Genomic DNA, 12,993 nt, shown 5'->3' with positions numbered 1-12,993 from the left:
CGTTACATGAGAACTGAAGTAAAAGGAAGTTAGTCAGAAGTAATCCGCCTAATATGATCAAGAAGTAAGTCATCCCTTAATTGTTAATTAGTCACTAATTAGATGCGGGATTTCTTAAAGGGTTGCGCTAAAGCCTAAAAAAAGTTTAAAAAAATACTGAGCTTCTTTGAAAAAAGGAATTACTCGGCTGAAAACGTGTAGTTTAGATCAAATAGAATTCTGTCAGTTTCTATCTTATTTTCAATGAGATCGAGCTTTAAAAGCTGATTCTGAACTTGATTGACTTGTTCTTGCGTCAAATTTTGTTGACTCCACTGCGTTTGTGACAGCCACAATTGAATGTCCTCTAGTTTTTGATCGTAGCGGTTGGCCAGCATACGGTCAATTGCTGGAATTTGCTTGAACTCATAAGTAGTCGTGTTGATGATCTCCAGGATGGCGCGAACCAATTCCGGTTGATTCTCCAGGAGTTCCTCCCGGACTGCGATCACAAAGCAAGGCCAGGGAGTTGGGCATTCGCCCACAATTCTAAAGAGCCCAGAGTCTACATAGGGTTTGGTGGTGAATTTTTCCCACATGAAGTAGTCACCAATGCCTTGAGGTAGCTTTTCTAAAGCGCCGCTTAAATTTTTCACCAACTCAAAATCAAGATCTTTTTCCAAATCCCATCCCTCTTGTTGGGCATGTACATAGGCCATTAAGTGAGAGCCTGAGCCAAATCGGCTGATCGCAGCTTTGGTTCCCTTCAGGTCATCAACGCTTTGATAATCCGAGTCCGCAGCCACGTGAATGCCCCAGCGCAACGGAGAAGAAACAAATACCTGAACGATCTTAGATGGGTTTCCTTTGGCAATATCAGCAATGATACCTTCGGTTAAAATCACAGCCATATCTATGGAGCCGTCTCTCAGTGCTTTACACATAGCCCCAGTTCCGCCAGGAAAATCCTGCCAACGCAGATTTATTCCTTCTGGGTGATATGCCTTTTCACGTAAGGTTAAATACCAAGGCAGGTTAAAATGTTCTGGAACTCCTCCGATCTTTAAATTCGTCATCGTGCTAATTCATTTAAGGCGATAGCTATCAATCGGTCGACAGCGGCCCAGGCATCCTTACTAAATGTTTCCAATTCTCTATTGGCCAAGATCACATTAAGCGATAACGCCTTGTGACCCAACAATTCTGCCATGGCATAAATACCAGCAGTTTCCATCTCCAAATTCAAAATGCGTTTGCCTTCAAATTCAAAGGCTTTCATGGCCGCGTTGAGTTCTGGTTGTGCCAAAGGAATACGTAAACTTCTGCCTTGTGGTCCGTAAAAACCTACATTGGTCACCGTTATTCCAGGTTGGAAACCTGCATGAATAAAACGATTCAGTAGTTCAGCATCTGCGGCAACACAATACGGATCGGAGAGTGGAGCACTCCATTTAGAAGCATCCATAAAGGATTTGCTTAATAGCGTATTAAAACGCCCCTGGTGGTCGTAGAAGTACACAAAATTGTCAAAACCAATGGCGTTTGCACTCACTACTAAAGAATCCAAAGGAATATCTTCCTGTAATCCGCCGCAGGTGCCAATACGCACGATATCTAAAGAAGTATGCTTTTCTTTGACCTTACGTGATTTTAGGTCGATATTGACCAGTGCGTCCAATTCTGTTAGGACAATATCTATATTGTCCGTGCCTATTCCCGTAGAGATCACCGTGAGTTCCTTCCCACGATAGGTCCCCGTATGAGTGACAAACTCGCGCTTATTGGTTTTAAAGCGGATGGAATCAAAATGCGCAGAGACTTTGGCGACGCGCTCGGGATCACCAACAGTGATAATCGTAGATGCAATATCCTCTGGCTTTAAGTGGAGGTGGTATACGCTGCCGTCGGGGTTTAGAACCAATTCCGATTCTGGAATATTCATAGTCATCAATAATTAACCGCCAACGCGTTTTACTTGAAAACCTTGGGCTTTCAAAAACTCCATGATCTTATCCCGATAATCGCCTTGAATAATGATCTGTTCGTCTTTAACACCACCACCAACACTGAGCATCTGCTTGATCTTCTTTGCTAAGAGTTTAAAATCAGAAGCGGCACCGTTATAACCCGCGATGATGGTTGTAGGCTTGCCGCGACGTTTTTCGTATTTGCAAAGCAGGGGTTCGTCCTGAATCCAAAATTCTGGTTTTGGTTGATTGCCCTTTTCTTCACTGGGCTCCGGAACATGATCCGGGAACAAATTCTTTAATTGGTCTTGCAGATCCATTTACTTCTTAATTAGGCCAATATCTACTAAACGCTCATGCAGAAACTCTCCAGCAGAAATGTCGTCAAAGGCTTTAGGATGCTGCTCATCCACACATTCTGGCATGCAATCCAGACGCATATCGCTTCTCGGGTGCATAAAAAATGGAATGGAATAGCGAGGCTGATCCCATTGTTCCTTGGGCGGATTCACCACGCGGTGAATCGTAGAGCGCAATTTATTATTGGTATGTCTTTCCAACATATCGCCCACATTGATCACCAATTCGTCTTCATTAGGGATAGCATCGATCCATTCTCCATCCTTGCGAAGTACTTGCAAACCTCCTGTGGAAGCTCCCATCAGTAGGGTGATCAAGTTGATGTCTCCATGCGCACCTGCTCGTACGGCTCCATCGGGTTCATCAGTAATAGGAGGGTAGTGGATAGGTCTAAGGATGCTGTTTCCATTGCTGGCCCAATGATCAAAATAATGCTCATCCACACCAATATATAAGGCTAAAGCCCGAAGGACGTAAATCCCCGTCTTTTCAAGCATGCGGTAAGCTTCCATCCCCGTAGCGTTAAACTCAGGCAACTCATCAACCTGCACGTTATCTGGGTATTCTTCAATTAAATTTGCATCGGCGCTTGGTTCTTGGCCAAAGTGCCAAAACTCTTTGAGATCTCCTTTTTTTCTGCCTTTAGCGTGTTCTTTCCCAAAAGAAATATAACCGCGTTGCCCGCCAAGACCTTCAATTTCATACTGTTGCTTGGTCTCCAGAGGTAGGGCGAAAAAGGTCTTTACTTGTTTGTAAAGCTGATCAACCAGTTCATCAGTTAGGAAGTGGTTTTTTAAAGAGACAAAACCGATTTCTTCATAAGCGGTTCCGATTTGATCTACAAACTGTTGTTTTCGAGTTGGATCGTCTGATAAAAAGTCAGCCAGATCAACGCTTGGAATATTGTTCATGTCAGTGGATTAATTGCAAGTACAAATATATCAAAATTCCCGCTCATTCGTGAAATAATGCGGCTTTAGCTCGATTTTATATCTCGAATCAATTCGGCCAAAATAAATCAAAAGCGCTGTGATGCATCGACTTAATTTTTCTACATTTGACCAGAAGAATTCACCTATGAAATCTACGGCAGCGCATAGCATACCTTTTGATTATTCGATCGATGGACTCGATAATGAAACCCTGATCTCCTTATACAGACGCATGTTGAAACCTCGCTTGATCGAGGAAAAGATGCTGATCCTGTTAAGACAAGGTAAGATTTCCAAGTGGTTTAGTGGTATAGGGCAAGAGGCGATTTCTGTTGGAGTAGCTTCTGTTTTATCCAAGGAAGAATACATCCTTCCCATGCATCGCAACTTGGGTGTTTTCACCACGCGTGAGATTCCATTACATCGTCTATTTGCGCAGTGGCAAGGAAAAGCAAGTGGTTTTACCAAAGGAAGAGACCGCAGTTTCCACTTTGGAACGCAGCAATATAAGATCGTAGGGATGATCTCCCACTTAGGGCCACAGTTTGGTGTTGCGGATGGAATTGCTCTCGGAAACCTGCTCAAAGAGAATAAACAAGTTTGTGCAGTATTTACTGGAGAAGGAGGAACCAGTGAGGGAGATATACACGAAGCCTTGAATGTAGCCTCTGTTTGGAGTTTACCTGTATTATTCTGCATAGAAAACAACGGCTACGGACTTTCTACACCAACTTCTGAACAATACAATTGTGAGCATTTGGCCGATCGTGGTAAAGGATACGGGATGGAGGCTCACATCATTGAAGGGAATAACATTCTCGAAGTATACAAACAGTTGAAAGCCATTACGGATGATATGCGAGAGAACCCACGTCCGGTGCTCGTAGAATTCAAGACCTTTAGAATGCGCGGGCATGAGGAGGCAAGCGGGACCAAATACGTTCCAAAAGAACTAATGGACGCTTGGGCGGCAAAGGATCCCGTTGAAAACTTCGCTGCTTTTCTGCAGGCTGAAGGAATTTTGACCGAGACGCAAATCAACACCTTTAAAGACGAAATTGTTCAGGAGATCAATGAAAATTTGGACATTGCCTTTGGAGAAGAAGCCATTAACTCAACTGAGAGTAATGAATTAAATGATGTGTTCAAATCATTTGATTATCAACATATTGATAAAAATATAAACACAGAAGAGCTCCGTTTTGTAGATGCTATTGCTGAAGGCTTGAAGCAAAGCATGGAACGCCATGACAATTTAGTGATCATGGGGCAAGATATAGCCGAATACGGTGGGGTCTTTAAAATCACCGAAGGCTTTTTAGAGCAGTTTGGCAAAGGACGTGTTCGCAATACGCCTATTTGTGAATCAGCCATTGTTTCTGCCAGTATGGGCTTAGCAATAAACGATCACAAGGCAGTCATGGAAATGCAGTTTGCAGATTTTGTGACCTCAGGCTTTAACCCAATTGTCAATTATTTGGCAAAATCCCATTACCGATGGGCTCAAGCTGCAGATGTTGTGGTACGTATGCCTTGTGGTGCCGGTGTTGGGGCAGGCCCCTTCCACAGTCAAACGAATGAGGCTTGGTTTACGCACACTCCTGGGCTTAAAGTGGTTTATCCTGCTTTTCCTGCCGATGCAAAGGGATTGTTGGCCACGGCCATTGAAGATCCAAATCCAGTGATGTTCTTTGAACACAAAGCCCTGTATAGAAGCATTAGACAGGAAGTTCCAACAGATTATTACACACTTCCTATTGGCAAGGCAGCGCAACTCAATGAGGGAACGGATATCAGCATTATAACCTATGGTGCCGGAGTGCATTGGGCTTTGCATGAAATTGAACAACGCCCTGAGGTTTCCATCGATCTTATTGACTTAAGAACCCTACAGCCTTTGGATACTGAGGCCATTTACGAATCCGTAAAACGTACCGGTAAAGTCTTGTTGCTGCAAGAAGATTCTATGTTTGGTGGTATAGCTTCAGATATATCAGCCTTGATCGCTGAACATTGCTTTGAGCATTTGGATGGCCCAATTGTGCGCGTCGCCAGTTTAGAAACTCCTATTCCTTTTGCCGGAGCACTAGAAAAGAAATATTTACCCCAACAGCGCCTCAACACTGCCATAGACAAGCTTTTGGCATACTAACTAATAATTACAAGCTATGGCAATGACTCCTGCTGAGATCCAAGAATGTTTACCCTACAGCCATCCCTTTTTGTTTGTGGATAAACTGCTAAGTGTAGATGACAATGGAGCCTCAGGACATTATACCTTTCCAGAAGATTCTTATTTCTATCAAGGGCATTTTCCAGAGTTTCCAATAACACCAGGAGTTATTCTCACCGAGTGTATGGCGCAAATAGGCGTGGTGGCCTTTGGAATCTATTTGTATAATTTGGATCATCCCGGGGCCCGTATCCGTATGGTAAATCCAGAACCTATCGATGTAAGTATCGCTTTGGCAGATACCTATATAGACTTTAAAACCCCAGTTTTTCCGGGGGATAAGGTGAGTGTACAGTCTTCTTTAGTTTATTACCGATTCAATAAACTCAAGTGTGAAGTCATCATGCACAAAGAGGATGGGAAAATTGCGTGTAAGGGAACCATTAGCGGAGTGATCTTCCCGCATTCTAAGATGAAATCTTAAGGCCCTATGTCTGCCGCCCAATTCCAATCCAGACGCATTGCGGTAAAACTCAATAAGGCAGGACAACGCAGTGTTAAACAAGGACATCCTTGGATTTTTCATGAATCCATTGCAAAGGCGAGTCCAGAGCCTGTAACAGGTGATCTGGCGGTGATCTTTGATAATCATACCGATAAACTTATTGGCTTGGGGTATTTTGATTTGGAATCGGCCATAAGAATCAAACTCCTGCACAGCGGAAAGGGCGCTAGTGTTGATCAAGATTTCTTCAAAACTAGAATAGCCGAAGCCTATGCTTTGCGGACGGCGCTTTTGGAACAGAACACCAACGGTTACCGTTTGATTTTTGGGGAGAACGATGGATTGCCAGGACTTATCATTGATGTTTATGCCGGTGTTGCCGTGATCAAACTATACAGTGGTATTTGGACCCAGCACTTATCTTGGTTACCAGAGTTTCTGGTTGAGTTGATAGCGGCAGAGGCAATTGTTTTACGCTTGAGCAGGAATATGCAGCGCAGTTTTAAAAGTTTTAGTGATGGCCAGCTATTATACGGGGAGCTAAATAATGCCGATGTGATCTTTAAGGAGCATGGCTTAAACTTCTATGCTAACGTAATCAAAGGACACAAAACGGGTTATTTTTTAGATCATAGACACAACAGAAAGCAAGTGGGAGCTTTGGCTCTGGGGAAGACCGTATTGGATGTTTTTGCTTACGCAGGAGGTTTTTCTGTTCATGCTTTGGCTGGTGGAGCCAAAGAAGTATGCAGTGTAGATCTTAGCACGCAAGCATTAGAGTTGGCCAAAGCGAATGCGGCAGCAAATCCGCATACAGGCCAGCACCACTGTATTCAAGGAGATGCCTTTGAAATTTTACAAGCCATGAAGGAGGAGCAATTGCAGTTTGATATTGTAGTTATTGATCCGCCTGCTTTTGCGAAAAAGCAGGAGGAGATTTCTCGTGCTAAAAAGGCCTATACGCGCTTGGTTAAGCTCGGGGCAGCCTTGGTTGCGCCTCATGGTCTGTTGGTTATGGCAAGTTGTTCTTCTAGAATATCAGCACAAGCCTTTTTTGATCTTGTAGCAGACACCTTAGACAAAGAGCAGGTCGATTATAAGCTTTGGAAGCAGACCACCCATGATCTGGATCACCCTATTGGCTTTGAGCAAGGGGCCTATCTCAAATGCGGTTACTACAAATTTAAGTAAGCGGGAGCCCACAGTTTACGTATCTTTAGGGTGCTACAATTTTTTAGGTATGAATCGAATTCCAAAAACGTGTTTTGACTTTTTAAAAGCACTAAAGCGCAATAACAACAAGGATTGGATGGATGCCAATCGTGCGGAGTACAAACGCAATGAGGCGGCTTTAAAGGCCTTCTATCAAGACATTACTGATGGTCTTAACACCAATGATGTCATTGAGCGGACCAAGGTATTTCGGATCAACAGAGACATCAGATTCAGTAAGGATAAGACTCCCTATAATGTGCATCGTTCAGTGAGCTTCAGTAGAGAAGGAGCGCACCGTCGCGGTGGGTATTATCTGCGGATTGAGCCCGGAGCGTCCGCTATGGCTGGAGGTTTCTGGGGTCCGGAACCTGCAGATCTCTTGCGGATTCGTAAGGAATTTGAATTTGACGCTGAGCCAATTCGTAAAATACTTGCCGAACCTAAATTTAAAGAAGCCTTTGGAGGTTTGAACACCGAGTATCAAGTTAAGACTGCACCCAAAGGTTTTAGTAAAGACGATCCAAACATTGATCTGATCAAGAACAAAGCCTTTTTTGTGGTGCATCCTTTCACAGATAAAGAGGTTTTAGCTCCAGACTTTGGCGAGAATGTGCTTTATCATTTTGAACTTTTACGCCCTTATTTCGACTATATGAGTGAGGTGCTGACCACAGATTTGAACGGGGAATCTTTATTATAAGTCAAAAGGCTTATAAGAACAAATTATAAGTCAAATAGCTTATATTCAAAAATTATAAGTACTTTAGCTTATAAATAGGGCAACGGCCCTGTAAATTTTGAATAGATGATTGCCGTTATCACAGCAGATTTAATCGACTCTACCAAGTATGACAAGAAGACCTTGGCGTTTATCTTAGAAGAACTACAAAAGGAATTTAAAGTTTTGGAGAAGGATTATCCTGGACAAGTTCACTTTGATATGTTCAGGGGAGATAGCTTTCAAGGTGTTCTTAAAAGTCCTGAACATGCCTTGCGAATTGCTTTACGCCTTAAAGCTACAGTCACCAAAGCACAGTTAGATCCCATGATCTCTAAGGCGGTGATCCCAGTGGGCGATGTACGTATGGCCATCGGAGTTGGGGATGGGGATTTTCCGGAAACGCAAACACATACGGCCAATGGCGAGGCCTATCAACGCTCCGGTCGTCTGTTAGACGGAATGAAATCATTGGGTAGAAAAACACAGTTCATAGGTGGAGAAGGGAGTGTCAATGACGAATTTGACACGACTTTTGCCTTTTTGGACAATGTGACCGATAGGTGGTCTGTAGCTTCATCAGAAGTGATTTATTATCTACTAAAAGGCTTTAAAGAGCAAGAGATCGCAGATACCTTAGAGCGCAGTCAGGCCGCCATAAACTTACGCAAGAAAGCTGCATCCTGGCAAGAAATACAAGGCCTTTTAAAACGTTTTGAAAGTGTAATTAATACTTTGGATCATGAATGAGTCGGTTTTAATAGGAGTACAGTTGCTGTTGGCTCACATCTTGACCGACTTTGTGTTTCAGACCAAGACTGCTGTGGCTCATAAGCAAGCTAAAAAGGCCAAATCTTGGTTTTTGTATTTCCACGCTCTGCTCGCGGGTATTCTCACCTACCTTTTGCTGCAACAATGGACCAGTTTTTTGGTGCCAATAGTGGTTACGGTCACGCATTTCTTTATTGACCTTTGGAAGCTCAATAAAAAAGAGGATAATTTAAGAGTATTCCTGCTGGATCAAATGTTGCATTTGCTCGTGTTGGTAGCGGCTTGGTGGTATTTGAATCCCGCTGCTACATCATTTTCAGAATTGCTATCAGAATTGAGCACAAACACTTCCTTCTTGGCAGTATTGGCGGCCTATTTGATTGTGATCTTTCCTGTAGGATTCATCATTGGAAAAGCCACTAAGAGATGGCAAGAAGAAATTGCGGCAGATGAAGCCTTAAACAGCCTGGAAAGTGCAGGTAGGGTTATTGGAATCTTTGAACGAATACTCATCTTAACCCTCATTCTTACAGACAACTTTGGCGCCATTGGCTTTTTGATTGGCGCAAAGTCTATTTTACGCTTTGGAGATTCCAAATCAGGAAATACCAGAAAGCAAACCGAGTACGTGCTCATAGGTACTCTGATGAGTTTCGCCTTAAGTATAATCGTAGGTAGTCTAGTACGCGTACTGATATTCTAAGACCTGCAGCTGACTTTTAAGGCGTTCCTTGACAATGTTCATCATGCGCTTGTTTAGGGCGCTGGAATGCAAGGTATAAAGCCGATACTCCTCAATAGTGAATTGACCAATGATCATACCCTTTAGGGCATTGCGGAACTTCATGTCCTTGTGGATTGCATTCTCAATATAGTCCATTCGCTTTTCTACGGAGAGTTCGTAAAACACGTTCTTGTGTTTACGCACATAGTTGCGAAACATATCCAAAAGCAGATCGTTTTGAAGTTTGGCAATAGGGCGGAGGGTGCTGTTTTGAAAATACTCTTCGGCACTCATTGAATCCAGAATTCTGGCCGAGGGGATCTGAGGTCTGAGGGCTAGTAGTTGCTCGTCTCTATCATCCATAACAGAAAGGTTTTAATAAAGTTACGATAAGAATTTTCGTTCTTTGGGTCGATGGGGTTCAGTTATAAACAGTTTAATCAACAAAAAAGGGCTTCCGAAGAAGCCCTTAAAGTATTGGTAGTCTGAGTTTTAGTTTTCTAAGAACTCTTCTTTACTTTTTAGTGTTACCTCAGGGAGGTCATTTTTAGCCAGGAAGCTGTTGAACTTTTTACCTTCCTTGTCCATTATGGCAGTCAAGCGTCCAAGGGCTTCTTGATATTCGGTATTGATCAGCTCAAAGCTGGCCAAATCAGAAGCGCTCACCCCGTCAAAGTTAGTAGCAACATTGCTGTAAAGCTCGGTCATCTTCTCACGAAGTTCAGGCTCTGCAGAGGCTACATAGTTGTCTCCGGTAGTCACTACCATGTCTTTCATCAAGGCCGTAAGAGCATCGTGAAGCTTTTGAGCAGTCTTTTTAGACTTCGGATTGGACTCCATTACGCTTGCTGCATAGTCCATGGTCTCATTCATTGTGTAAACCACATAAGCCATGTCCTCAACCATATCGTAAAGCGTCTTGGTCATTTCCTCTTGTTGCTTGCGCTCGTCAAGAGTTGTCAATGAATTTGGATCGTATTTAAGCTCGATCACAGACTCGTATACATCGTTCTTTTTGGTCAATACAACTTTGTACTTTCCAGCCGGAACACGTGGTGAAGTAAATCCACCAAAACTCAAAGTCTTGGCTTCAGCTACCTTTGGTTGCGCAGATGTATAATTCCAGTAAACCACATTGATTCCTTTTGATTTACCTGGTCCAAGCGTAGAGATCACGTTTCCGTCCATATTCTGAACTTCCATGGTCATCTTCCCAAAAGTGTGACGCTTTTTCAAATAGTATACAATACGCGCTGAAGTAGGTGAGTTCTGCCCAACAAATTGGGTTTCTCCACCAAAGCTTCCGCTAAATCCGCTCTCCTCAACCATAATAGTTGCCTCAGAAGCAAAGAAGTGTACGTCTTTGTTCAATACATCTTGACTCATTTCACGCAGTGGCGAAATATCATCAATGATGATTACCCCACGTCCGTGAGTTCCCATAACCAAGTCATTGGTCTGCTTTTGCATATCAATGAAGTGAACGGCAACTGGAGGCATATTGTTGGTAAACTGAGACCAGTTCTTTCCGCCGTCAATAGTTACGTATAATCCAAACTCAGTTCCTAAGAACAATAGGTTCTCACTTTCGTAATCTTCTTGGATGTTACGCACAAATCCAACTACATCATCAGAAATGATGTTGGTCCAAGTCTTACCGTAATCAGTAGTCTTTAAGGCGTAAGCATTCATATCACCAGTTGTGTGACCGTCAAAGACTGCATAAGCAGTTCCTTCACCGTGTACACTAGCTTCAATGTGATATACCCAAGTGTTTGCAGGAATCCCCACTAAATTAGGAGTAACGTTCTCCCAGTTCTTTCCACCATCACGGGTAACTTGAACATTGCCATCATCAGTACCTACCCAAAGTACCTTCTCGTTTAAAGGAGATTCGGCAATGGTAAAGATTGTGGTGTGGTTTTCTGCTCCGGAGTTGTCAATGGATAGACCTCCAGATTGAGACTGATCTTGCTTAGTAGGGTCATTGGTAGTCAAATCCGGAGAAATGATCTCCCAAGTGTCTCCCATATCTTCTGAACGGTGCACAAACTGGCTTCCCATATAGAAACGGTCAGGTTGGTGTGCACTTACCGCCATAGGAGCATTCCAGTTGAATCGCAAGTCAGGATCTCCTTTTTTAGGACGAGGCTGTACTGTACGCGTACGGTTTTTATCTACGTCATAACGCCAAACGTTCTCAGCTCCTTGCATCTCTGAATAGATGATGTTCTTAGTTGGGTGCTTCAATACGCGGAAACCGTCTCCGGCTCCAACACTGTTCCAGTCACGAGCATTCACTCCTCCTGGAGAAGAGTTAGGTCCCCACCAAGATCCGTTGTCTTGCAATCCACCGTATACATTGTACGGTTCTGCGTCGTCAACACTGATCTGATAGAATTGAGAAAGTGGTAAGTTCTCTACGATCTCAAAAGTGGTTCCTCCATTCCAAGATCGGTAAACACCACCATCAGTTCCGGAGTACATAATATCACTATCATTAATGTGGAAGATCACATCGTGGATATCACTGTGCATATTTCCTAAAGACTTGAAGGTCTTTCCACCATCACGACTGATAGAACCACTCAAACCTCCTTTTACAACCACATCTGGGTCGCGAGGGTCAATAGTAATTCTAGAGAAGTAGAATGGACGTACAGTCAGTCCAAAATCATTATTTAAGTGTTCCCAGCTCGCTCCAGCGTCTGTAGACTTCCATAAACCGTTCTTAGATTTGTCTTCTGTCTCCAATACAGCGTAAAGGATACTATTATCACTTGGGGCAACTGCTACAGCAATACGCCCAAGATCTCCAGCTGGGAAACCGTTGTGAATCTTATTCCAAGTAGCTCCAGCGTCTGTAGACTTATATAAAGCACTGTTGGCTCCACCGGAACTGAATCCCCATCCAGAACGTCTAAACTCCCACATTGAAGCATAGAGTACGTTGGGATTCTCAGGATCCATTATAACATCTGCAGCACCCGTGGTTTGATCTACATAAAGGATCTTGTCCCAAGTTTTACCGCCGTCTGTAGTCTTGTATACACCACGCTCGTCACTGTCGCTCCAAAGTGCACCCAAAACACCAACATAAACAACGTCTGTGTTGTCAGGGTTGATTACTATGGAGGCAATGCGTTCTGATTTTTCAAAACCGATCTTATCCCAGTTGGTTCCTCCGTCGGTAGACTTATAGAGTCCGTCCCCAACAGAAACCGAGTTACGAGTCCAGATTTCACCAGTTCCTACCCAGATCACTTGGTCTGGATTCTTCGGGTCTACGGCAACACTACCGATAGACTGTGCGTGTTCGTCAAAAATAGGAGAGAAGGTTGCAGCCCCGTCTGACGATTTCCAAACTCCACCACCTGCAGTACCTGCATAGATGATACGTGGATCTGTTGGGTGAGCTTCCATATCAATGATACGACCACTCATAAGAGCAGGTCCGATATGACGTGCACGCATGTCGCCAAAGAGTTCTTTACCTTTTAAAGCAATGTCTTGCGCCTGGACGGCTGGCATACATAGCAAAGCGCCCAATGCAAAGAGAATTCTTTTCATTTGTGTTGTGATTATTGGTTAGCAAAAAAGCTGTTTAAACGCCTGTGCCGATAGCTTTTCCTGTGCACAATTAAGGGAA

The 12,993-nt window shown here is 43.5% G+C and carries 12 protein-coding genes; 6 read left to right on the top strand and 6 right to left on the bottom strand.

What is annotated here, in order from left to right:
* Window positions 1–179 precede the first annotated feature (179 nt).
* From ACSLP7_RS00500 to ACSLP7_RS00485, 4 genes are read right to left on the bottom strand one after another with little or no spacing between them, the layout of a single operon-like run.
* Window positions 180–1,055, bottom strand: a complete 876-nt coding sequence (locus ACSLP7_RS00500; protein ID WP_435577490.1) for a substrate-binding domain-containing protein — start codon at window positions 1,053–1,055, stop codon at window positions 180–182.
* The gene (locus ACSLP7_RS00495) at window positions 1,052–1,921 is read right to left on the bottom strand and encodes a nucleoside phosphorylase (protein WP_435577489.1); all 870 of its coding nucleotides are present in this window, start codon (window positions 1,919–1,921) and stop codon (window positions 1,052–1,054) included. The genes ACSLP7_RS00500 and ACSLP7_RS00495 overlap by 4 nt, the downstream gene beginning before the upstream one ends.
* A 12-nt stretch (window positions 1,922–1,933) precedes the next feature.
* Entirely contained in the window at window positions 1,934–2,266 is a 333-nt protein-coding gene (locus tag ACSLP7_RS00490) for a translation initiation factor (RefSeq protein ID WP_435577488.1), read from the bottom strand.
* Window positions 2,267–3,217: an isopenicillin N synthase family dioxygenase gene (locus ACSLP7_RS00485; RefSeq protein WP_435577487.1), complete on the bottom strand. Its 951-nt coding sequence runs from the start codon at window positions 3,215–3,217 to the stop codon at window positions 2,267–2,269.
* Window positions 3,218–3,383: 166 nt separating this feature from the next.
* Here ACSLP7_RS00485 and ACSLP7_RS00480 point away from each other — a divergent pair, with 166 nt between their 5' ends.
* The 6 genes from ACSLP7_RS00480 to ACSLP7_RS00455 all read left to right on the top strand — a co-directional run bounded on the left by ACSLP7_RS00480 (window position 3,384) and on the right by ACSLP7_RS00455 (window position 9,323).
* A complete protein-coding gene (locus ACSLP7_RS00480; protein ID WP_435577486.1) occupies window positions 3,384–5,390 on the top strand; it encodes an alpha-ketoacid dehydrogenase subunit alpha/beta in 2,007 nt (668 codons plus the stop codon).
* A 16-nt stretch (window positions 5,391–5,406) separates the two neighbouring features.
* The gene (locus tag ACSLP7_RS00475; protein ID WP_435577485.1) at window positions 5,407–5,895 is read left to right on the top strand and encodes a 3-hydroxyacyl-ACP dehydratase FabZ family protein; all 489 of its coding nucleotides are present in this window, start codon (window positions 5,407–5,409) and stop codon (window positions 5,893–5,895) included.
* Between the two features lie 6 nt (window positions 5,896–5,901).
* Window positions 5,902–7,107: a class I SAM-dependent rRNA methyltransferase gene (locus ACSLP7_RS00470; RefSeq protein WP_435577484.1), complete on the top strand. Its 1,206-nt coding sequence runs from the start codon at window positions 5,902–5,904 to the stop codon at window positions 7,105–7,107.
* A 49-nt stretch (window positions 7,108–7,156) separates the two neighbouring features.
* Window positions 7,157–7,831 carry a DUF2461 domain-containing protein gene (locus ACSLP7_RS00465; RefSeq protein WP_435577483.1) on the top strand — a complete coding sequence of 225 codons (675 nt, stop codon included), beginning with the start codon at window positions 7,157–7,159 and terminating at the stop codon, window positions 7,829–7,831.
* 105 nt (window positions 7,832–7,936) lie between these two features.
* Window positions 7,937–8,599, top strand: coding sequence for a hypothetical protein (locus ACSLP7_RS00460; RefSeq protein WP_435577482.1), 663 nt, complete (start codon window positions 7,937–7,939; stop codon window positions 8,597–8,599).
* Entirely contained in the window at window positions 8,592–9,323 is a 732-nt protein-coding gene (locus tag ACSLP7_RS00455) for a DUF3307 domain-containing protein (protein ID WP_435577481.1), read from the top strand. Before ACSLP7_RS00460 ends, ACSLP7_RS00455 begins: the two co-directional genes overlap by 8 nt.
* On the opposite strand, the gene ACSLP7_RS00450 is transcribed toward ACSLP7_RS00455, so the two are convergent.
* Window positions 9,300–9,707, bottom strand: a complete 408-nt coding sequence (locus tag ACSLP7_RS00450) for a glyoxalase (protein WP_272832512.1) — start codon at window positions 9,705–9,707, stop codon at window positions 9,300–9,302. The genes ACSLP7_RS00455 and ACSLP7_RS00450 overlap by 24 nt on opposite strands.
* Window positions 9,708–9,836: 129 nt before the next feature.
* Complete coding sequence (locus ACSLP7_RS00445; RefSeq protein WP_435577480.1) at window positions 9,837–12,914, bottom strand: WD40/YVTN/BNR-like repeat-containing protein; 3,078 nt, start codon at window positions 12,912–12,914, stop codon at window positions 9,837–9,839.
* Between the last annotated feature and the right edge of the window lie 79 nt (window positions 12,915–12,993).

This window comes from Gilvibacter sp. (genome assembly GCF_965601605.1).
In the GTDB taxonomy this organism is placed as follows: Bacteria; Bacteroidota; Bacteroidia; order Flavobacteriales; family Flavobacteriaceae; genus Gilvibacter.
The sequence above is the reverse complement of the archived record's forward strand: the minus strand, read 5'-3'. Positions and strand labels throughout refer to the sequence as shown.